General features: G+C 50.6%; 20 protein-coding genes. 7 read left to right on the top strand and 13 right to left on the bottom strand.

The genetic code is table 11. The annotated features are described in order from the left end of the window. Nucleotides 1-107: 107 nt before the first annotated feature. The 4 genes from AC3RCL_RS04865 to AC3RCL_RS04850 all read right to left on the bottom strand — a co-directional run bounded on the left by AC3RCL_RS04865 (nucleotide 108) and on the right by AC3RCL_RS04850 (nucleotide 3,600). Complete coding sequence (locus AC3RCL_RS04865; protein WP_009592277.1) at nucleotides 108-1,097, bottom strand: inorganic phosphate transporter; 990 nt, start codon at nucleotides 1,095-1,097, stop codon at nucleotides 108-110. A 14-nt stretch (nucleotides 1,098-1,111) separates the two neighbouring features. Next, entirely contained in the window at nucleotides 1,112-1,726 is a 615-nt protein-coding gene (locus AC3RCL_RS04860) for a DUF47 domain-containing protein (protein ID WP_012819132.1), read from the bottom strand. Between the two features lie 231 nt (nucleotides 1,727-1,957). Then, nucleotides 1,958-3,031, bottom strand: coding sequence for a DUF3048 domain-containing protein (locus AC3RCL_RS04855; RefSeq protein ID WP_492536261.1), 1,074 nt, complete (start codon nucleotides 3,029-3,031; stop codon nucleotides 1,958-1,960). A 398-nt stretch (nucleotides 3,032-3,429) separates the two neighbouring features. After that, on the bottom strand, nucleotides 3,430-3,600 hold the full coding sequence (locus AC3RCL_RS04850; protein ID WP_492534673.1) for a hypothetical protein: 171 nt from the start codon (nucleotides 3,598-3,600) through the stop codon (nucleotides 3,430-3,432). Between the two features lie 417 nt (nucleotides 3,601-4,017). On the opposite strand from AC3RCL_RS04850, the gene AC3RCL_RS04845 reads away from it, so the two are divergent. The 3 genes from AC3RCL_RS04845 (at nucleotide 4,018) to AC3RCL_RS04835 (ending at nucleotide 7,202) form a co-directional block, all read left to right on the top strand. Further along, a complete protein-coding gene (locus AC3RCL_RS04845) occupies nucleotides 4,018-4,554 on the top strand; it encodes a DoxX family protein (protein WP_119849908.1) in 537 nt (178 codons plus the stop codon). 260 nt (nucleotides 4,555-4,814) lie between these two features. Further along, a complete protein-coding gene (locus AC3RCL_RS04840) occupies nucleotides 4,815-5,339 on the top strand; it encodes a DoxX family protein (protein ID WP_492534672.1) in 525 nt (174 codons plus the stop codon). Between the two features lie 1,323 nt (nucleotides 5,340-6,662). Then, complete coding sequence (locus AC3RCL_RS04835; protein WP_009592282.1) at nucleotides 6,663-7,202, top strand: DoxX family protein; 540 nt, start codon at nucleotides 6,663-6,665, stop codon at nucleotides 7,200-7,202. Nucleotides 7,203-7,847: 645 nt separating this feature from the next. Here the strand turns inward: AC3RCL_RS04835 and AC3RCL_RS04830 are convergent. From AC3RCL_RS04830 to AC3RCL_RS04800, 7 genes are all read right to left on the bottom strand, one after another. Continuing rightward, entirely contained in the window at nucleotides 7,848-8,150 is a 303-nt protein-coding gene (locus AC3RCL_RS04830; protein ID WP_492534671.1) for a hypothetical protein, read from the bottom strand. 67 nt (nucleotides 8,151-8,217) lie between these two features. Further along, complete coding sequence (locus tag AC3RCL_RS04825; RefSeq protein WP_492534670.1) at nucleotides 8,218-10,077, bottom strand: M56 family metallopeptidase; 1,860 nt, start codon at nucleotides 10,075-10,077, stop codon at nucleotides 8,218-8,220. Further along, a complete protein-coding gene (locus tag AC3RCL_RS04820) occupies nucleotides 10,077-10,490 on the bottom strand; it encodes a BlaI/MecI/CopY family transcriptional regulator (RefSeq protein WP_012819123.1) in 414 nt (137 codons plus the stop codon). The genes AC3RCL_RS04825 and AC3RCL_RS04820 overlap by 1 nt, the downstream gene beginning before the upstream one ends. 227 nt (nucleotides 10,491-10,717) lie before the next feature. Beyond that, a complete protein-coding gene (locus AC3RCL_RS04815) occupies nucleotides 10,718-11,458 on the bottom strand; it encodes a hypothetical protein (RefSeq protein WP_375120882.1) in 741 nt (246 codons plus the stop codon). Nucleotides 11,459-11,793: 335 nt separating this feature from the next. Then, nucleotides 11,794-12,570 (bottom strand): DODA-type extradiol aromatic ring-opening family dioxygenase, encoded by a 777-nt coding sequence (locus tag AC3RCL_RS04810; protein ID WP_375120883.1) that lies wholly within the window; start codon nucleotides 12,568-12,570, stop codon nucleotides 11,794-11,796. A gap of 77 nt (nucleotides 12,571-12,647) precedes the next feature. Next, complete coding sequence (locus tag AC3RCL_RS04805) at nucleotides 12,648-13,475, bottom strand: alpha/beta hydrolase (RefSeq protein WP_009592308.1); 828 nt, start codon at nucleotides 13,473-13,475, stop codon at nucleotides 12,648-12,650. Between the two features lie 391 nt (nucleotides 13,476-13,866). Then, complete coding sequence (locus AC3RCL_RS04800) at nucleotides 13,867-14,121, bottom strand: hypothetical protein (RefSeq protein WP_096774989.1); 255 nt, start codon at nucleotides 14,119-14,121, stop codon at nucleotides 13,867-13,869. A gap of 267 nt (nucleotides 14,122-14,388) precedes the next feature. On the opposite strand from AC3RCL_RS04800, the gene AC3RCL_RS04795 reads away from it, so the two are divergent. The 3 genes from AC3RCL_RS04795 to AC3RCL_RS04785 all read left to right on the top strand — a co-directional run bounded on the left by AC3RCL_RS04795 (nucleotide 14,389) and on the right by AC3RCL_RS04785 (nucleotide 16,448). Beyond that, nucleotides 14,389-14,724 (top strand): PadR family transcriptional regulator, encoded by a 336-nt coding sequence (locus AC3RCL_RS04795; protein ID WP_009592352.1) that lies wholly within the window; start codon nucleotides 14,389-14,391, stop codon nucleotides 14,722-14,724. A 2-nt stretch (nucleotides 14,725-14,726) separates the two neighbouring features. Then, entirely contained in the window at nucleotides 14,727-15,389 is a 663-nt protein-coding gene (locus AC3RCL_RS04790) for a DUF1129 family protein (RefSeq protein ID WP_492534669.1), read from the top strand. 126 nt (nucleotides 15,390-15,515) lie between these two features. Continuing rightward, nucleotides 15,516-16,448, top strand: a complete 933-nt coding sequence (locus AC3RCL_RS04785; RefSeq protein WP_492534668.1) for a hypothetical protein — start codon at nucleotides 15,516-15,518, stop codon at nucleotides 16,446-16,448. A 122-nt stretch (nucleotides 16,449-16,570) separates the two neighbouring features. Here the strand turns inward: AC3RCL_RS04785 and ilvA are convergent, their stop codons facing one another. Together ilvA and AC3RCL_RS04775 are read right to left on the bottom strand one after the other, a co-directional pair. Continuing rightward, on the bottom strand, nucleotides 16,571-17,839 hold the full coding sequence (gene ilvA, locus AC3RCL_RS04780; protein WP_009592278.1) for a threonine ammonia-lyase IlvA: 1,269 nt from the start codon (nucleotides 17,837-17,839) through the stop codon (nucleotides 16,571-16,573). A 147-nt stretch (nucleotides 17,840-17,986) separates the two neighbouring features. Continuing rightward, nucleotides 17,987-18,889 (bottom strand): LysR family transcriptional regulator, encoded by a 903-nt coding sequence (locus AC3RCL_RS04775; RefSeq protein WP_492534667.1) that lies wholly within the window; start codon nucleotides 18,887-18,889, stop codon nucleotides 17,987-17,989. Nucleotides 18,890-19,036: 147 nt separating this feature from the next. Here AC3RCL_RS04775 and AC3RCL_RS04770 point away from each other — a divergent pair, with 147 nt between their 5' ends. Continuing rightward, a complete protein-coding gene (locus tag AC3RCL_RS04770; RefSeq protein ID WP_012819114.1) occupies nucleotides 19,037-20,128 on the top strand; it encodes an oxidoreductase in 1,092 nt (363 codons plus the stop codon). Nucleotides 20,129-20,169: the final 41 nt, after the last annotated feature.

Here is a 20,169-nt window from a genome sequence, read left to right as displayed (position 1 = left end):
TTGGCTGTCCCCTTCCCCTGCACCATCGATTCTTTTAAACAAAAAAAGCCAATCGATTCCTGATTGGCCCCACAACTATCCGTTTCTCTATGTGTAATGATTCATGTCTAGAAAAGAATTTTAAAGATGACTCCTGCCAGTACGGCCGTAATCGGAATCGTAATAAACCAGGTTACCACGATGCGTCCTGCCAAGGACCATTTTACGGCGGAGAAGCGTTTCGCCGAGCCTACGCCGAGAATTGCCGACGTAATGGCATGCGTCGTACTGATCGGCAAGTGAAGCAATGTTGCCGAGAAGATAACGGAAGCGGCCGAGAAATCCGCAGCGAACCCGTTGATCGGCTCGATTTTGAATATTTTCGTACCCATGGTCTTGATGATCTTCCAGCCGCCTACCGACGTACCGAGCGCCATGGCTGTTGCTGCAGAGACTTTAACCCAGAAGGGCACTTCCATCTCCTGCAATTGACCGGACGTCACGAGAGCAAAGGTAATGATACCCATCGCCTTCTGCGCGTCGTTGGTACCGTGCGTGAAGGATTGCAGCGCTGCCGTGAAGATCTGCATCGTACGGAAGCCCTTGTTCACCGTATGCGGACTGCGCTTGGCAAAGATGACCTTGAGCAGCTGCATGACCAGATAACCGATCACGAACGCGATAATCGGCGACAGGATCAACGCGAGCACGATGTCCTTAAATCCGCCGTAATTCAGCATGTCGCTTCCGGCACCGACGAATACTGCGCCGGCCAATGCCCCGATCAGGGCATGGGAAGAGGACGAAGGCAATCCGAACCACCAGGTAACCAGGTTCCAGATGATTGCTGCAAGCAATGTTGCAATAACAACCTCGATCCCGTTATCCAGCTTGGTCGGATCCGCGACGCTGCCGCCGATGGTTTTGGCAACGCCCGTGAACATCATCGCGCCGACGAAGTTCATGCTCGCTGCGAGCAGTATGGCTACCCGCGGCTTCAGGGCCCGGGTCGATACCGACGTTGCAATGGCATTCGCCGTATCGTGGAACCCGTTGATGAAGTCAAATGCAAGCGCCAAAAAAACAACTATTACTAATACTAACATCGTTGTATCCATTGTTCAGGACTCCCTTACGAGTTGCGCATAATGATGGATTCCAGCATATTTGCCACGTCTTCGCAGGTGTCCGTGGTCGTCTCAAGACGTTCGTAAATCTCTTTCTTCTTGATCAGCAGAATCGGGTCAGAGACGGTGGCAAACAGATCCTTGATGCAGATCCGCAGCAGCTCGTCGCCTTGGTTCTCCAAATCGTTCAAGCGGATCGTGTATTCACGAATCGCCAGAAGTTTCTTCTGGGAGAGCAAATGAATGGCTTTCTGGATTTCATAAGCCGATTGACGCAGAATCTCTGCAAACTGCACCATGTACTCGTCAGGCTTGCCCAGCTGATACATATAGAAACGGGATGCGGTCGCTTCCAATCCGTCCATTACATCGTCCATGCTGGTTGTCAGGTCCATGATGTCGTCGCGTTCGATTGGCGTAATAAATGTTTTGTTGAGTTCAGTAATGATGGTATGCGTGTAGGTATCACACTGCGACTCGTACTTCTTCATTTCGTTGGCAAATTCAAGCACATCTTCAAGATTGGAAACGTGCTGCGAAAAATAGTCTGCGGCTTGTACCACCGTATCGGCCATATTCTCCAGCGTTTGGAAGAATATATCCTTTTTCTTCATTTTCATACTCTTAACCCCTTTTTTCGATAAATTGCCGCGAACGCCCTGAAAAGATAGACAACCTTGACTATCTTATCACATCCATGGCAGGGTGTGTATAGAAAAGTAACACTCAAAAATGTAAGGAACTAACAAAACAGAGGATGCATGGATATCCCTTCGATTCCCTTGCCTATTAACATCTCCGTATGCGTGCAAATTATCCCGAAACGGCAGGCTGATTCGCTGCCTCGAATTCTAGGGATTCGAGATCGTCACGTGGCTTTCAAAAGAAGGCGTGTTGGGCACAATGTTGAAATATGTCGTTCCCGGAACCAGCGGCACTTCCTTGCCGTCCTTCACGAAACGGATCGCATCGCCCGCAGCGCGTACCCACTGCCCCTTGATGACTTCCCCGCGCTGGAACAGCATCGCTTCCCCGCCCGCTTGCACGTTCACGGCAAGCCGGCCCACGTCATCCAGCACCTTATGGTCCGCCCCCAGCACGATCACATTCGCGGCCTCCAGCTGAACGTTATCGTTGAGGTCCACATGCGGCGATCCGTTAATCGACCGTTTGTATGTGTTGGAGGAACCGTCATATTGATAATCCACGACATAGCTGTCCAATAAAAATTTGATTTCTACCTTCTCGGCAGCCTCCCCTGAAACAACCTCAACCGGTTCAGTGCCCTCTTCACCATCGGCGCTTGCAGCGATCGCCTCCGGATAGAACGTATACTCTGGCACCTTCACATCGTTGCCGTAATTCAGCTTAGCGGCTCCTTCACGAAGCTTCTCGTCGCTGGAATACAGATTATGCGGCGCTTTGCGGTCCTTGGCTCTCCAGAAGTAGGCGCCTGCATTCCCGATTTCGTCCATGTCCTGCTTGCCTTGCCTCTGAATGATGCTGTAGGCTTCCGGGCTTCCTCCCGCATGCACCAGAACGCCTCCGTAGCTCTCGCCAAGATTGATCAGATACGGTCGGATGCTGCGAATCGGCCCGATCTTCTCAATGTCGCTCTGGCTTTGGAAGATACCGATCAGCCGCGTGATTCCTCCCTCCGCCAGCACTTCATACACCATGTCCGCTTGACTGAGACCCGACTGCGGCCTAGCAGCCGGTGCGTTATTGATCATAACGGCCAGCGGGCGCTGCGTCAGTGACGCTTCTAACGGCAATCCCGTCAGAGGTGCCTTATATGGAGAAGAGGTTTCCTCCTGGGGCACTTCGACCGGCTGCTCGACCGGAGCCTCCACCACGGGTGCCGGCGTTGGCTCCGCCTGCTGTTTACCGCCGCTGCATCCGGACAGCAGCAATGCTGTCGCCATGGACAACAAGCTTGTCCTCCACGCGAAATTACGAAAAGACAAAGACCCTTTGCTAAACATATTGTTTCCCCCTATGAACGCTCCCATTACTTATTACCCTAAATTTCCAGACCATTTACCCGTAATTTCCAACCGACGTTTCAACTTTAATTTACATTTAATCACAAAATCCGTGCTTTGTCTGTATTAAGAAGGGATACATTCGGATCATGGTTCCCCTTGACGCCGTTGAGTTGGCAGCGCTTTATGAATCCAGCAGCAGGCGGCTGTTTGTCAATCGAAGAGCCCTCCAGACATGCTCGGGACCACATGTCATGCGTGCAGGCAGCTTTCCCAGCCACGGCCTTGCGTGCCGAGAACCTCGCCACGGACCACGTATCTTGCGTGAGGGAACTTTGCTAGGGAATATGCACTTGCGACTGAAACCACACCTCGGTCCACGATCCATGTGCCGCGCGCATGAGTCTCATTAAGAAGTACGTATTGTGCGTACCGAGAGCCTTCGCCGAATCACGCGCCTTGCGTACGGGAACCTTGCCACGATCCACGTCCGCCCGCAGGTGTCTCATTCCGGACCACATGTCATGCGTGCAGGCAGCCTTCCTCGAATCACGCGCCTTTGCGTACGGAGAACCTTGCCACGATCCACGTGCCACACGCAGGCGTTCAATCCGGACCACGTGTCATGTGTGCAGGCAGCAGCCTTCCCCGAATCACGCGCCTTGCGTATTGGGAACCTTGCCTGACCACGATCAGCGCCAAGGAGCCTTACCACGGTGTACAGAATCCCCTAAACGAGGAGTTCATTTTGAAATGTTCACAACTTTGTGATATTTATCACATGTATTGTGAATATTTTCACTTATAATAAAGACATAGAGAAGGTGATCACTTCCCAAGGCAACAAGAACACACATCATCGACACTAGAAACCAAGCAATCATGTTAATCCAAAAAAATTAAAACTCATTTAAGGAGTGGTTTATATGTTTAACAACTGGCTGAGAACAAACAAAGTGGCAATGTGGCTGTTGACCATCATTCGGGTCTACATCGGATATGAATGGATGACGGCAGGTTGGGGCAAATTGACGGGCGGATTCGAAGCAGGAGGCTTCCTGCAAGGCGCGATTGCCAAAGCAGCCGGCGATCACCCCGCCGTCCAAGGCTGGTGGGCAGCGTTCCTGGAGCACGCGGCACTGCCGGGCGTGAAGCTCTTCAACTTCATCATCCCGCTCGGTGAGTTCCTCGTCGGTGTCGGACTGATCCTCGGTACCTTCACCACCTTCGCTGCTCTGATGGGACTTGTGATGAACGCCGCGTTCCTCTTCTCGGGCACTGTGAGCACCAACGCCCAAATGCTGCTGCTTGAAGTGCTGATCATCGTTGCTGCTGCCAACGCCGGTAAAATCGGTCTCGACCGTTGGGTTCTCCCTTACCTCCGCGGCCTGTGGAACAAAATGACGCACCGCGATCATGAGCCTAAAGCGCCGACAACTCGTCTGAAAAAACGCACAGCTTAACATCGTAACGATCCATGCAAGACGATGGAGAACTCCGGTTCTCCATCGTCTTTTTTCCATGCCAAGAACCTATGCCAAATCACAGCCTATGCGAATACTGTATTTGAATACAGATTTTTGCAAATATGAATAATTTGTGCTGATGCGACATTATATAGATCGTTGCTGTTTTTTCGGCTCCCGTCGCGCTTATGAATTTCAAATTTGCAAAAATCTGAAAACAAAAAAGAGAATGATTATTCATTGGAGGAGTGGTGTAGATGTTTATTCAATGGTTGCAATCCAGCAAAATCGCGATGTGGCTGCTGACGGTCATTCGGGTGTACGTCGGGTATAAGTGGTTGTCGGCTGGCTGGGGCAAGTTAACGGGAGGCTTCGATGCGAGCGGATTTATGCAGGGAGCCATCGCCAAATCCACCGGCGAGAATCCGGCGGTTCAAGATTGGTGGGCCGTATTCCTCCAGCATGCCGCGCTCCCCGGCGTCAAATGGTTCAACGTCATCATTCCGCTGGGCGAATTCCTTGTCGGGCTCGGCCTGATTCTCGGCTCGTTCACCGTGTTCGCCGCGCTGATGGGACTGGTGATGAACTCGGCGTTCCTCTTCTCCGGTTCGATCAGCATCAACGGTCAGCTCCTGCTGCTCGAATTCCTGATCATCCTCTCAGCGGCCAACAGCGGTAAGATCGGCATCGACCGTTGGCTCATGCCTTATCTTCAGAATAAATTCACGCGCAAAGCGAAAATCAGCAGCGACTCCTCCCCTCTGCAGAATCAGGCAGTCTGATATAAAATGAATGCGAGGGTAAATTAGAGTTCAAAAGTAATTTAAAGTAATCTCAAGCTGGATCGTATCCGGTCGTATCCAGTCATACGCTTCTCGTCAGCTAAATTCGTTCCTAGCTCCCCGTCCCATAGCTAAATCCATCTCGTTTCTTCTTCCTAACAGTAAGATTTGACTGTTTCTCCTCTATCCGTACTTTTTCTGCTTGCCTTTTCAATAAGTCATCGGGTGACCGCGGCCACCGGTACCGGTCATCCGTGTTTTATAAGCAGTCATGCCTAGTAATAAATTCACGACGAGCCATGGTTCAGGGAATGTCATCTCCCAATGCGTTGCGCATTATCTACTCGCTTCAGGTACTAGGTGCTGCTTTGCGTATACTCCTTACAGCTTGCTGAGTTTTCGCTGACCATATACTGCTCCGCTTGCTGGTTTGGCATTTACCACTTCCTATTTTGCTTATCGCTTACTAGATATGTGCCTACTCCATGCAGCTTTTTCTTATCATTTTCCGGTTTACGTCTACTGCATATTGCTTTGCTTATTACTTGCTGGCTTTAAACGTAAAACCTAGTTATGCTCTGCTAATTGATTTGGATGTGCGTGTGTTTCTTACCGTTTGATGTCTTTTGCTTTATTCTATTTCTTCTGCCATCTGAGCACTTTGCCTTACTTATTACATACTGGTTACTGCCACTACATACAGTTCTGCTCATTACTTACTGGTTTACGTCTACTACATGCAGCTTTGCTTATTACTTACTGGTTACGGCCACTACTAACTGCTACTGCATGCTTATTTGCTTATTACTTACTCCTAGTTTACTGTTTACTGGCTGCACTTACGCTTCAGGGTTTGCTTGCTTTGTGCTCAATTGCTTTATTTCTTCCTTACTGGCAAGCCCTGCTTACTCACTCTGCACGTCTGCACAGCATACTTCTTACTGCATATTACTTACTAACTAATTACTACTTATTTGCCTACTCCTACAACACCCTAAACAACCATGCTAACTATCACGTATCATATTGGTAATCTCCACCACACCGCCCCGTATTTTCTCCTAAGCCTCTGCATATACTGCTCCTATTTCTCCACCCCTTTTCACCTATCACTTCCCCCTGCAACTCACAAATTTTAAGTTTTTTATGATTTTTATCACTAATGTGATTTAAATCACATATATTGTGATTTTTTTCACTTATAATAAAGACATGAAAGAGATGATCATCTTCCTAAAGAACAACATCACAGAGCTTCAACATCCGAGAATTGGCAAGGAAGCTTTCATAAAAAGAAAATCATACTTTTAAGGAGTGGTTTATATGTTTAATAACTGGCTGAGAACAAACAAAGTGGCAATGTGGTTACTGACATTCATTAGGGTCTACATCGGGTATGAATGGATGACGGCAGGTTGGGGTAAATTGACGGGCGGTTTCGAAGCAGGCGGCTTCCTGCAAGGCGCGATTGCCAAAGCAGCCGGCGATCACCCCGCCGTCCAAGGCTGGTGGGCAGCGTTCCTGGAGCACGCGGCACTGCCGGGCGTGAAGCTCTTCAACTTCATCATCCCGCTCGGTGAGTTCCTCGTCGGTGTCGGCCTGATCCTCGGTACCTTCACTACCTTCGCTGCTCTGATGGGGCTGGTCATGAACGCCGCGTTCCTCTTCTCGGGTACGGTGAGCACCAACGCCCAAATGTTACTGCTTGAAGTGCTGATCATCGTCGCTGCTGCCAACGCTGGTAAAATCGGTCTCGACCATTGGGTTCTCCCTTACCTCCGCGGCCTGTGGAACAAAATGACGCACAGAACAACGAAAGGCGACGGCACCACCCACACACCTTTCAAAAAACAAACCGCATAACATTGTAAGCAACTGCAACTGAAACCTAAACAACTAACCTATTGATTAAACAACCCGACTTGAGCCATCAAGCCGGGTTGTTTTTGTTGTGGCACGTTGGAGTTATGGCATATCACCTCGTGTGTTCGCATACGTTTGGGATTTGACATACTGCTTGTGTTTTGGCATGCTGCTCATGCATTGGCATACGTCTGAGCTTTGGCATACTGCTGAGCTTTAGCTTACTTTTAAGCTTTGGCATATTTTCGAGCCTTAGCATAAGTTTGAGCTTTAACATACGTTCGGGCGTTGTGCTTACGTTCGAACGTTACTTTATACGGCACTAACTAGCTACTTACCATTTTAGCGGACTCAGCGGACCTTATTTTGACCAAAACCACCTTTTCTTTAATGCTAACGGACCAGAGATCCGTTATTCACCGAATTTGGCCTTCATTTTACGCTATATCCGCGATTTAACGGATCGTGTGTCCGATAGATCCCCCAATTGCGAGCAAAAAGCAAAAATAGCGGATCTGAGGTCCGATACGGCCAGGCCGTAACTCGTGTGACATACAACTTAGGAGCCTACGAGCTCTCTTTAGAGCGCCGCCTGGAAAGCCAGGCTTTTTCATGCAATCGCATTTTTGGCATTCGAATCATGATTTACGAACCGCTAAATTCCTCAAAATTGAAAAGTGGGCTAATGCGATATGCTGGTCTTTGTCGGGCCGACGGCAGATCGAATTTCGGAATCGCTTCACCGTCATACCTCATCCGCCCGTTCCCATCCGCGCCTTCTCCGCTAATTAAGCCAATGGGAAGGTCTTCATGCGTCGACGGATGTCCCGGATCGGTTGTGATGCTAAATGACTTGCCGTTTTCAATCCAGAACAGCAAGTTGATTATATATTCCTTTCCCAGTTTGGATTCTCTTCTTTCGGACTCCAGAAAAATCATGATCAACAAAAGAACCCATGCAATCCTATTTACAGGACTGCATGGGCCTATCGCGCAAAATAGCTAGCTCAAAATGTTATTTCTGCACCGCTGCTTTCAGAATTTCGACCTTCTGTTCCTTGGACATATCCCATGTGGTTGAAATGCTGTATTCGAAGCCGCCTTCATGCCAAAAAACGTATTTTGGATAGATATCCGCCGGTAAGTCATCCTCAAAGAAACCTTTTTTCTTACTTCCTTCTGAGTCCAACATATATTTAGAAATAGCCAGCGTATCTTTCCCGTTCGTATATTCAAGACGGATGGTTGCCGCCTCTTTCCAGTCTATCTTTTTCGCGTAGACGGGTTTTCCGCTCTTCTTGCCTTCGGCCCTTACTTCATCAAGGAACTTTCCTTCGGTTGGACCTTCAATTCTCGCTTTGGCAAACTTAAATCCTTCCGGCAGGTTGGCAGGCTGCTCCAGGATGGAACCTTCCAGCGTGGAAGCTCTGTTTAGGTAGTCCTCATAAGCAGAGAATTTTTCTATTCCTCCCCAATAACTTAGGTCGAATCCGCTGTTAAGATCCTTATATTTATGATACAGAACGTACATATCACCAGTCTCTTTACTTAGCTTCTTCACTCGATTGGTCTCATCTTCGATATACTTCTTTTCCTCTGGAGTTAGAGCCTTGGCTGCGGCTTCTGCTTTTTTCCGGGCCTGTTCCCGTTCTTTCTTGTAAAGCTCGCGGTCTATATCCCCCTCCGGATAGATCACGGCAGCTTTTGAATCCTGTTCCGATTGCACTGGAGCTTTTTGCGGTACGTTCCCCGCATTGCTTTCCTTTGCATTAACCAACGTCACGCTACCAAGCGCGAGAATCATTCCCAGCCCCAAAATGGACAGGCGGTAGGATTTTTTGTTAAAATGCTTAATCATTTTAAGTCTCCTTTTCATTTGTTTATGCGTGGCGGACAGACCGGCAAGCCCCGGCTGGCGATGGTATCCTGAAAAATGCTCCAACACATGGATGATCGTTTGTCCGTATGCATTGTTTTGCTGCGGGCTCATCCGATCCAAGACGCATGCATCGCAAGCCATCTCCTGGTCTTGCCTTGCCTTATGTACGGCTAGCCATAATAACGGATTAAACCAGTGGATGATCAGGATGATATGCATCAACCAGTTCACTGCCACATCCCGCCGCTGAATATGTGCGAACTCATGCGCAAGAATATACTGCAGCTGCTCCTGTTTCAATGTGATGAGCAGGCTTGGCGAAATGACGATCGCCGGCTTACTATAACCGACGACGGCAGGTCCGGGAATTCGCTCGCTGGCGACAAACTGCACGTTTCGCTTCACGCCTAATTGCTGTTTCGTCTCGTGAAACACTGCCGATAAAAAAGGCGTATCCATTTTTCGGCCCGCGCGCAGGGCTTGTTTCAATCGAAGCTGGTCGTAGACCGTTTTCGCGGCAAGAATCAGCACGCCCGCAAGCCAAACCGACATCAGTATATTGGTGAAACCTATTTGCTTGAACCCATTCCACCCAAAGCGGCTCTCCTGCACGGGTTCTGATTCAAGGGATGGAGCAGGTACTTCCGAAGTTCCGCCTGCTTCCAGATTTAAAGAACTCTCAGCGCGAACCACCGCTTCGCTTATTCTCCCCGTTTCCTTCCAATGCGGTGGAACTTGAGTTTGTTGATGAATGCCGGGCACGATGGCCTCCAGAGACAAAACATTGTATAGGCTAAGCGAAGATTCCGGGGCCCAAGGGAGCAGCAAGCGAATGGCCACAGGAAACCAAAGCCAGTATCTCCATCTGGCTTCAATCTTGTTTTTTAGTAGAAATTGCAGGATCAGGACAAGGACGATCATGATGCCGGCCATGAACGATCCGCGAATGACCCAGCCGAAAAACAATAATAAATTTTCATGCAATGTATGACTCATCAGGGCTCTCTCTTTTCTGCTTCCCCGTCGCTGCTGTTCTCGTCAAACAAAGCCTTCAGATCCTCGATTTCTTGCGCATTCAGTTTTTTATCCTGCAAAAAGTTGGCCAGCATCGGCTTTAAGGCCCCCCCATAAAGTTTTTTCATGAAGGATTTGGTTTCAGACTGCAGATACTCCTGCTCGCTGATGATCGGATAAAATAGTTGGGTGCGCTTTGAACCCTTTTCCAGTTTCGCACCCGCTGCTTCCTTCTGCACCAGACGACTGAGGAGCGTCCGAGTTGTGTTGGGGTTCCACCCCATCAGATCCGTCATTTTCTTTACGACCTCGCTGGAAGGGCAGTCCGGATTAGCCCACAATACGCGCATAATTTCCAATTCTGCATCCGTAATCGGTGGTATTTGATGATTCATGCATGAAACCTCCAATGTTAATTCAATCAAACTACATGTGTAGTTATGTTAATGCTACGATTGTAGTTTGATAATGTCAACATGTTTGGTGAAGAAAATTTTCTTGGTTTAGTTACATGCAGTATACTTGTACCGCTTGTGGGCATGTTGATCTGCAAAAGAACTCATGCCATCCTATTTCTAGAGCTGTATGGGCTTGTCCGCAAGACCTATAGCTGACGCAGAAGTTATTTTTTCACCGCTGCTTTCAGAATCTCGATCTTCTGTTTCCTGGACAGATCCAATGAGGTTAGTGAAATACTGTATTCAAATTTGCCGCCATCATTCCAAAAAACGTATTTTGGAAAAACATGCGCCGGCAGCTTATCGTTAAAGAAACCTTTTTTCTTGCTTCCCACCGAATCTACCGCATACTTGGAAAAGCCCAGCGTGTCTTCTCCGTTCGTATATTTAAGACGGATGGTTGCCGCTTCTTTCCAATCTATCTTTTTCATGTAGATGGGCTTTCCGCTCTTCTTGCCTTCGGCTCTTACTTCATCAACGAACTTTCCTTCGATCGGGGCTTCAATGACCGCTGTTAAGAACTTATATCCCTTCGGCAGGTTCGCAGGCTGCTGCAGAATGGATCCTTTCAGGGTTGAAGCTTTTTTCAAGTAGTCCTCGTACGTAGTGAATTCATGCACCCCTCCCCAATAGCTAATATCAAATCCGCTATTTAACTGCGGGTATTTATGATACAAAACATACATATCACCCGACTCTTGGGTTAACTCCTTTACTCTCTGGATCTCTTTTTCGATAAACTTTTTTTCCTCTGCCGATATAGACTTGGCTGTTGCGGCTGTTTTTTTAACAGCGGATGCTTGGGCTTTCTTGACGGATTGTGCCTCCGCCGCAAGGTTTGCGGAAGAACCCAGTAATAGAATGCTGCTTAGGGTCGCGATTGCTACTTTCGTTGCTGCTTTCATTCGGTAATGCTCCTCTCCTATAATCTTTATTAATAAACTACAGCTGTAGTTACAAATCAATACTACAATTGTAGTTCAATAATGTCAACACGGTTTGTGCAGAAAAATTTTTGGGTTTGGTTGAATACAAAAAATAGCCGAGGCGCCTGCGGATCATGGCAAAAAAACCATGCAATCTTATTTCAGACTGCATGGGCTTGTGTATAAGACCTATGGCGCTACGTTCTTGTTCTCCGGCACCCGCACAGCGGGTGTTTTTTGTTTCGCGCATTTCACGCGCTCAAACGGCCCAAACACAACAAAAGCCGAGCTTGTGATCCAAGCTCGGCTTCTCATTATTCGAATGACCAGCAGTTCAGACTCAAACTGCCATATTGGTAAGATTGAAACAATCGCTTTGCCTTGCGGCCGTTGTCCGCAGCCCCCATCGCATAGAACAAGGGGACAAAATGCTCCCGTCCGTAGGAAGGTACGGCGTCGCTGGCATGAGGCGCTTTTTTGTCATACGCAAACAGATTGTGCAGGTCCCAATTCGACAGCTGCTCCGCGACCCATTCGTCGAATTCAGCTGCCCATGCATCCGGCTCATCGCTCTGATGCACCATCCGCAGATTGTGCACCAAGCCGCCGCTGCCGATAATCAGAATGCCTTCATCACGCAAATCGGACAGCATCGCACCGATGGAATATTGTTCGCTTGGCGAGCGCTTGGAGTCCACGGACAAGGCCACCACGGGGATATTCGCATCGGGGTACATTTTGCGCAGAATGACCCATACCCCATGGTCCAGTCCGCGGCCGGTTACGGCTTTGGCGTGCAGATTCTTTGCCTCAAAACGCTGACGGATCTGAGTTGCCAGCTCCGCACTGCCTCGGGCAGGGTACGTAATCTTGTACATCTCTTCCGGAAATCCGTAAAAATCATGCATGGTTCCATGCTCGGCGTCCTCGGTCAACCGTTGATCCGGATCGTCCCAATGGGCTGAAAATACCGCAATGCCTCTAGGTGCAGGCAGCTCCCGCCCCAACTGCTCAAGGAAGCGGGTGTACTCGTTGTCCTCCAGGGCCATCATCGGCGAACCATGGGCAATAAATAAAGCAGGTAACGTCATCGATGCCACCTCCAGCTTCAAAATCAAGGGACAACTCTATTGTACCGTTAAATCGCCCATTATGCCAAATAACTCCCTTAAATCATCCAGTGCTGCCATTCCTGCTGAATGTTCTCCTGCCCGTTCAACCAATCCCGCGTCCGCTCAAGGAGCAGCTGGCGCTGGGGTCCGGCAGAGTACGTGTGGTCGGCCTGGAAAATAATCTCCTTGTCGCAGCGGCCTTCCTGACGCATCCAGAACACCTTTTGAAACAGGAAAGCGTAGTCCACTGGAATCACCTCATCCGAGGTACCATGAACGACCAGCACATTGCCCGTAAACTTGATGGCTTCCTGGAATGGCTGCCCCTGAGCCAGCGAATCGAAAAAGACCGGGGTAAACGAGTATCCCAAATAATCGGCGGATCCCGACTTAACCGAGGTGTCGTACACGTCGCGACCGGTGATTTTGACGATATCGTTGAACGGGTATCCTACCGCGGACCACAGAATCAAATTCTTTACCCGGCGATCGCGAACGGCCGTCTGCAGGGCGACGGCGCCGCCCAGGCTATGTCCGAGGAGCGTGATGCGCGTCGGATCGACATCCGCGCAGCTGAGTCCGTAATCAAGAACGGAACGCGTCTGGGCAATCATCGAGTCGAGACCTTCGCTGCCGTAATTGCCCGAGCTTTCCCCGCATCCGATATAGTCGAACCGGATCACCATGTACCCGTCCTCGGCAAACTCGCGCGCCGTTTTGACAAACAACCGATCCACGCCGATCCGGCTTCCCACAAAGCCATGGCAGATGATGACCAGCGGGACCCGATTGCACCGGCTTCCGTGAGCCGATTCCTTCAATGGGTAATGGATGGTTGCCGTAAGTTCCTCTTGATTATGCCGGATTGTAATTTGCCGCTCCATGCCGATTCCTCCTTGCGATAACGCGCCGTAATCATAATATTAATAATTCCGATAAGATTAATATGAATTAATTAAACTTATCTTAGCATCGTGATTATGGATTGTCAACGCAATTGAGCAGGAGTCAAACGCAAACGATTGAAGGGTGTGACGGTGCCATGAACGCTGAAATGGCGGTATGCAGCGAGATTCAGCCTATTTAAAGCTGGCGGTTAAGAAACGGCCATTCTGCCCTCTACCTGTATTACGGACTAACGCGGCATCCGTTTGCCAAGTCGTTCATCCCGCTGACGCCCGCACCTTCGCCCCACTCGCGGCTCCGTAAATCCAAGCATGCGCTTCTCTTGTCCGCTTCAACGTTCATCCCTTACGCACCACCGCACCTTCAGCCTTACTCGTAACTCTGGCGAAACATCGCATGGGTTTCTTCGCGCCCGCTCCAATCGTTCATCCAGGTCTTCCCGACCGGATCATTCTCCCATAAGGATGCGGCGGTGAGATCATGGTCCTCACGCTCGGAGACGAATTCTCCTTCAGGCTGGGCCGGTGTCACATCCAGAGCACCGCTGTTTGCGATTACCTCCTGCCCTTGTACCGGCACAGCGTCTCCTCCGTGCAATTCATCGTCAAAAAAGCTAGCGCTCATCTGAGAACTCCTCCTTCTTATCCCTGAATGATCAGGGCGTCGTTGTATAGATTCAGAATGCTTATTATTGTGAAATAGGAGCCGGAGAATTATACCTTGTTCACGAAGGTGACAAGATTCAGCAGCACTACCTTGCATTGCAAGCATGTTGTCTGCTATCATATATTGCATAACAAGGTAGTCTGCTATCGTGCCTACTCGCAGCTCAGCCCTTTGCGCCTCACTACCTTGCATTGCAATATACCTGAAGGAGGAATTCCCACATTCATGACCACCCAAAGTCAAATGCTAAAAGGCATTCTCGAAGGCTGCATCCTCTCGCTCATGGAGCATCGGGAGGTTTACGGTTATGAGCTCAGCACGCTGCTGGAAGACAGCGGGCTGACGTTTGTGAGCGAAGGCAGCATCTATCCCCTGCTGCTGCGCATGCAGAAAGAGCAGCTCATCGAAGGCACCCTAAGGCCCGCGCCAGGTGCCGGGGGACCGCCACGCAAATATTACAATTTGACCGATAAAGGCCGGCAGGTTCTTCAACAATTCAAGGAACATTGGGGAACGCTTAAAGATAGTGTGGACCACATTTTAACCCGCGGAGGACAGTAAAGATGAATACCAAACAGATGATCAAAGAGAACAACCGACTCCAGGATGCCATGAAGCCGAACAACCTAAGCTATTACCAAGACATGGTTGTCTATATCCGCAGCAGCTCCGTGCAGGAGCAAAAAGGCGAGGAGCTGCTGCTCGAAATCGCCCAGCACCTGCTGGACGCGCAAGCCAAAGGCAAAAGCGCCGAGGAGGTATTCGGCAGCGATCCCGAATCCTATTGCAAGGAGCTGGTCGACCAGCTGCCAAAAATGAAAGGCATCAGCAGCCTCCAATTCCATCTCATGATCCCGTGGGTGGCCTTAACCTGGTTTTTCTTCGTTCAGGCTCTGGTCGGGTTCATCACGATGTGGGCCGGAGGGCCGGTCGAACGCATGACGCAGGTACGCATATCGACCCTGATTCTGATCGCAGGCGGTTCCTATGTGCTGATCCACGCATTGCTGAGATGGATGAAGAACGACGCCTTCAAGCCGGACGCAGACAAACGCAAGGTGAATGCTCGCAATATCGGGATTTATGTCGCCATCACGGTATTGATATTGGTAGCGGGCGTGTGGCTGGGACGGCTGCTGCCGGTACTGACGGTTGCGCCATGGATCAGCCTCGTCATATTCCTGATCGGAATCGCAGGGACCAAACTTCTTTTTTCGAGCAAATAATACAAACTCGTCATGAATTCGCGGGCGGCGCTTAACAAAATCTTTAATATTTTTTCGTTCTTTGTAAACTAATGTTCTATAGAAGATGATAGGATAAGGGTAATGTGTGGTAAGGGAGGAAAAACCATGTTAAAGTCGAAAAAATCCGCGATTGCTGCCATCCTTGCACTTATTCTATCGATCCAGACCGGCGTTATCGCTAGCGCAGCACCCGCATCCCAAGCTGGCTCAAACGCAGTTTCAAGCAAAGCTGCCGCCTTCGGCAATGCCGTGTACAACAAAGCCAATAAACTGCTGAAGGAATCCGACGTGGCTTATGCCAAGTCTTACATCACCAAGCATATCGGCAGCGTGACCGCGTATCAGGCGACCATGCTGGTGCTTAAGCTGGAGAATGCGATGAATGATGCGCTCCCGGCAAAAACCGACAAAGTGTACGAAATCGGCATTCAGGATAAACTCATGAACCTGTACAAATACGGGGAGCCGATTAACACCACCATTAACAAAACCAAGGATGAAACGCTCCGAAAGGTGCTCATCAACCTGCGCGACAGCGGCTACAGGCTGTATACGACCGAGGGCGTGATCTTCCCGATTATCGACTATACCACGCTGAAGCCATACAAGCCTTATATCAACAAGGATATTCAAGCCTATATCGACATCATGGTCGTTGAATCCGAGAAGCCTGCCGTCAGTGATGCCGCTTTGGTGATCCCATGGAGCGAGGTCATTGATCGGGGACTTACGCAAGAGGCCTTTATCAGCGCGTATCCCAAGTCCAATCGGACTGCGGACGTGAAGCTGAAGCTTCGATTCACCGAGCTTAGCCTTTACTACGGTTATAACAACACGCCGCTGTTCAAATACGAGGACAATCTGCTGGACCCGGAAGTGCGGCAAGCATTCGATAAAGCACTGAAGGACAGCGACGCTGTCTCCAAAAGCGCGCTTCTTAAAAAGCTCAAGTCCTGGTCCGACGTGCTGGAAAGCAACAAAGACAAGCTGAACCAGGAAGTGGAGCGGTACCGTGCTAAGGCGGTTCCGATTGACTGAGGCATCCTGACGTTAACGGCGGGTGACGCCATGGACCGCAAGAGGGCCATACATGAAATAACTAGAAAAGCCGGAGTTCCCGTTAGGGGAATCCGGCTTTTTATGGTGTTTTCGTGTACCTCTTAAATCAGCAGATTGAACAGATTCATGTTCTTGTTCAGCTCCGTGTAATCTAGTCCCTTGCGCTGCATCCGCTCCACCAGCGGGCCGTAATCCTCCGGCCTCAAGAGCTCGATGCCCACCAGGGCAGGCCCGTCTTCCTTGTTATGCTTCTTCGTATACTCGAAGCGCGCGATATCGTCGTCGGGACCGAGCACTTCCTCCAGAAACTCGCGGAGTGCACCCGCACGCTGCGGGAAGTTGATCATGAAGTAATGCTTCAGCCCTTCGTAAATCAAGGAGCGTTCCTTGATTTCCTGCATCCGGTCGATATCGTTATTGCCGCCGCTGATGATGCAGACGACCGTTTTCCCGCGAATCCGGTCCCGGTTCATATCCAGGGCCGCGACGGCCAGCGACCCCGCCGGCTCCACAACGATCGCATTCTCGTTATACAGCTCCAGGATGGTGGTGCAGGCCTTGCCTTCCGGTACCGTCACGATATCGTCCACCAACTCGCAGCAGATGTCATACGTCAGCTGCCCGACGCGTTTCACGGCAGCGCCATCCACGAATTTGTCGATCTCATGCATGGTGACGACTTCGCCCTGCTTCTTGGACTCGATCATGGACGCTGCGCCAAGCGGTTCAACGCCGATGACTTGCGTCGTTGGGCTGACGGTTTTGACGTACGTTGCCACGCCGGCTGCAAGACCGCCGCCGCCGATGGTGACAAACATATAGTCGGCAGGCGCGTCCAGCTCCTCCATAACCTCCATCCCGATCGTGCCGTTGCCCGCGATGATCTTCGCTTCATCGAACGGGTGGATAAAGGTCATGCCGTACTCGTCGCATGCCTTAATCGCTTCGGCATATGCATCATCGAAGGTATCCCCTGTCAGAATGACCTCGACGCTGCCCCCGCCAAAACGCTTCACCTGCTTCACCTTCTGGTTCGGGGTCGTGCTCGGCATGTAAATCTTGCCTTTGATATTCAGCGCGTTGCAGGAGAAAGCCACCCCTTGCGCGTGGTTGCCCGCGCTTGCGCACACAATGCCGTTGCTGCGTTCTTCCTCCGACAAGCTGCGAATCATATTGTAAGCGCCGCGGATCTTGAAGGAGCGAACCACCTGCAGGTCCTCGCGCTTCAGATACACTTCGCAGTCATACTTGGCTGACAGTACTGCATCCCGCTGCAGCGGCGTGCGTACGATCACTTCGCGAAGCACGTGGTGTGCGCGCACGATGTCCTCCATGCTGACTGCCCGTTTTGCCGTATACGTCTCTTCCATTCTCTCGATCACACTCCCACTTCGCTGCCAGGTAAACGTTGATCCATCCGCTACCCTTATTTACGTATTTCTATCATTGTATCACTTTTCATGAAAATATCCCGCCCTTTTCTGGCAAGCTTTCGCAAACTGGTGATGTTTTCAAGTTCAGGAGGCATGAATTCCAGTGGAATTCAGACCGCCCGCTTCTCTGACGCATTCCGCGAAAGCGGCAAACGCCTTGCTGCGGAATGATTCATTGCGACGGAGCAGCCGGGTCGTGGCGCTGCGATACTCTTCCGGTACGGGGTAGGTCCTTAATCCTGGATCGGACCAAGGAATCGCCGATGCCGGCAGAAGCGCGCAGCCCAGTTTGGCCCGTACACAACTGAGCATCGTTTCCAAGGTGCTGATTTCGATCATGTTCGCTGCGGCGATCCCTTCGCTGCTAAGCCATTCTTCGTTAGACTTCCGGAACGGACATCCCTTAGGAAATACGATCCAAGAAGCGCCCGTTAGTGCGAATGCCTCGAATGCCCCCTCTGCGTCGGATTCCTCCGACGAAACAAGCAGCGACACCTCCTCCCGGATTTCCAGCTCGCTCTCCAGCAGCGACATATCATAATCACCGGTAATGAACGCACCATCTAATCTTCGGCTGAGCATGCCTTCATAATGCTGTGGAGATGTTCCGCTAACGAGAGATAGCGCGACCTCCGGATAGGTTCGTTGAAAGTGGGACAAGGCCTGAATAAAGGATTGCGATGTCGCCATCGTCTCCACGACGCCGATCACAAGCGGACCGCTTGGATAGAGCGGCTCCTTCACGGCGGCAACAGCTTCCTCAGCCATGTCAAGAATCTGCTTGGCATATCGGTAGAGAACGAGCCCCTTCTCCGTGGGCGAGACTCCTTTGGGATGCCTATCGAACAAAGGAACACCCAGCTCGGATTCCAGCTTGCGTATGCGCGCCGTCACGTTGGATTGCACATACCCCATCTTCTCGGCAGCGCCTGATACGCTGCCTTCCTCCACAATGGCGGCAATCATCCTCAGATCCGTTAAGTCCATCCAGTTCACCTTCTCGGTATCATTTTTATTGATACATATATTAATTTCTATCATTTTACAGTATAGACCATGCGAAATACAATCAGATCATACACTTACAAGCGTCGGTCGCCATAAGACTGATCAGCCATTGAGGAGGACAAAACCATGCATTCATATCCCAACCTGCTAACCGAAGCTTCATTAGGATCTTTGAAACTGCCCAATCGGGCCGTGCTCTCCCCTATGACTAGAACGAGCGCAGATCCGAATGGCCTGGCTAACCACCGAATGATCCGATACTATCAGAGATTCGCAAAAGGCGGGTTCGGTCTGATCATTACGGAAGGCCTTTATCCGGATGCCGTACAGAGCCAGAGCTATCTCAACCAACCCGGCATGGCCAATGACCAGCAGGCCGCGTCCTGGAAGCCTGTCATCGAAGCTGTTCATCGGGAGGGGAGTAAAATCATCGCACAGCTGATGCACGCCGGCGCCTTGGTTCAGCATGAGCGATTCGTCCCGGTTGCGCCTTCTGCGGTGAAGCCGGTGGGCGCCATGCTTGAGGATCATGGAGGAAGCGGCGAATTCGCCACCCCTCGGGAGTTAACGCAGCCTCAGATTAAACAAACGATCCAAGATTTTGCGCAAGCGGCACTCCGAGCCAAGGCTGCTGGATTCGACGGGGTTGAAATCCATGCGGCAAACGGCTATCTGCTCGATCAATTCATAACCGATTACACCAACCGCAGAACGGATGAATACGGCGGGGCCACGGAGAATCGGATTCGAATTGTCGTTGAGGTGTTGGAAGCCATTCGGGCAGCCGTTGGCCCGGATTATATCGTGGGCGTTCGGGTTTCCCAAGGCAAAGTGAACGATTTCCATCATAAGTGGGCACAGGGAGTGGAGGATGCCCAAACGATATTCGGTAAATTGAGCGGGGCATCGCCATCTTACATTCACACGACGGAGTACAAAGCTTACGCCCCCGCTTTCGCTGAGGGCGAGACCACCTTGGCCGAGCTTGCCGCAACATACGGCGGCGTTCCCGTCATCGCGAACGGCAAACTCGGCGAGCCGGCGGTCGCAGAACGAATCTTGGCTTCTGGCCATGCGCATTTCGTTGCGATCGGCACCAGCGCCTTGGTCAACCCGGATTGGGTGAATAAAGCTCGGGCAGGGACAGAGCTGCGGCCCTTTGATCACCAATTTCTGCAGCCCATCGCCACGATCAGGGAGGATGAGGTGCTTATATGAAGCGCACGAAAGCCGGGGGTCATCATTCCCCCGGCTTTCGT

Source organism: Paenibacillus sp. MT86 (assembly GCF_058792535.1).
This window is presented reverse-complemented; position numbering and strand designations above follow the sequence as displayed.

Bases quoted from the DNA above. Each gene is read 5' to 3' on its own strand.
- AC3RCL_RS04850 (WP_492534673.1), bottom strand. From the start codon at position 3,600: ATGAGACACCTGCGGGCGGACGTGGATCGTGGCAAGGTTCCCGTACGC.
- AC3RCL_RS04790 (WP_492534669.1), top strand. From the start codon at position 14,727: ATGAATACCAAACAGATGATCAAAGAGAACAACCGACTCCAGGATGCC.
- AC3RCL_RS04840 (WP_492534672.1), top strand. From the start codon at position 4,815: ATGTTTATTCAATGGTTGCAATCCAGCAAAATCGCGATGTGGCTGCTG.
- AC3RCL_RS04820 (WP_012819123.1), bottom strand. From the start codon at position 10,490: ATGAATCATCAAATACCACCGATTACGGATGCAGAATTGGAAATTATG.
- AC3RCL_RS04835 (WP_009592282.1), top strand. From the start codon at position 6,663: ATGTTTAATAACTGGCTGAGAACAAACAAAGTGGCAATGTGGTTACTG.
- AC3RCL_RS04810 (WP_375120883.1), bottom strand. From the start codon at position 12,570: ATGACGTTACCTGCTTTATTTATTGCCCATGGTTCGCCGATGATGGCC.
- AC3RCL_RS04860 (WP_012819132.1), bottom strand. From the start codon at position 1,726: ATGAAAATGAAGAAAAAGGATATATTCTTCCAAACGCTGGAGAATATG.
- AC3RCL_RS04775 (WP_492534667.1), bottom strand. From the start codon at position 18,889: ATGGACTTAACGGATCTGAGGATGATTGCCGCCATTGTGGAGGAAGGC.
- AC3RCL_RS04865 (WP_009592277.1), bottom strand. From the start codon at position 1,097: ATGGATACAACGATGTTAGTATTAGTAATAGTTGTTTTTTTGGCGCTT.
- AC3RCL_RS04770 (WP_012819114.1), top strand. From the start codon at position 19,037: ATGCATTCATATCCCAACCTGCTAACCGAAGCTTCATTAGGATCTTTG.
- AC3RCL_RS04805 (WP_009592308.1), bottom strand. From the start codon at position 13,475: ATGGAGCGGCAAATTACAATCCGGCATAATCAAGAGGAACTTACGGCA.
- AC3RCL_RS04855 (WP_492536261.1), bottom strand. From the start codon at position 3,031: ATGGCGACAGCATTGCTGCTGTCCGGATGCAGCGGCGGTAAACAGCAG.
- ilvA (WP_009592278.1), bottom strand. From the start codon at position 17,839: ATGGAAGAGACGTATACGGCAAAACGGGCAGTCAGCATGGAGGACATC.
- AC3RCL_RS04825 (WP_492534670.1), bottom strand. From the start codon at position 10,077: ATGAGTCATACATTGCATGAAAATTTATTATTGTTTTTCGGCTGGGTC.
- AC3RCL_RS04795 (WP_009592352.1), top strand. From the start codon at position 14,389: ATGACCACCCAAAGTCAAATGCTAAAAGGCATTCTCGAAGGCTGCATC.
- AC3RCL_RS04785 (WP_492534668.1), top strand. From the start codon at position 15,516: ATGTTAAAGTCGAAAAAATCCGCGATTGCTGCCATCCTTGCACTTATT.
- AC3RCL_RS04800 (WP_096774989.1), bottom strand. From the start codon at position 14,121: ATGAGCGCTAGCTTTTTTGACGATGAATTGCACGGAGGAGACGCTGTG.
- AC3RCL_RS04845 (WP_119849908.1), top strand. From the start codon at position 4,018: ATGTTTAACAACTGGCTGAGAACAAACAAAGTGGCAATGTGGCTGTTG.
- AC3RCL_RS04815 (WP_375120882.1), bottom strand. From the start codon at position 11,458: ATGAAAGCAGCAACGAAAGTAGCAATCGCGACCCTAAGCAGCATTCTA.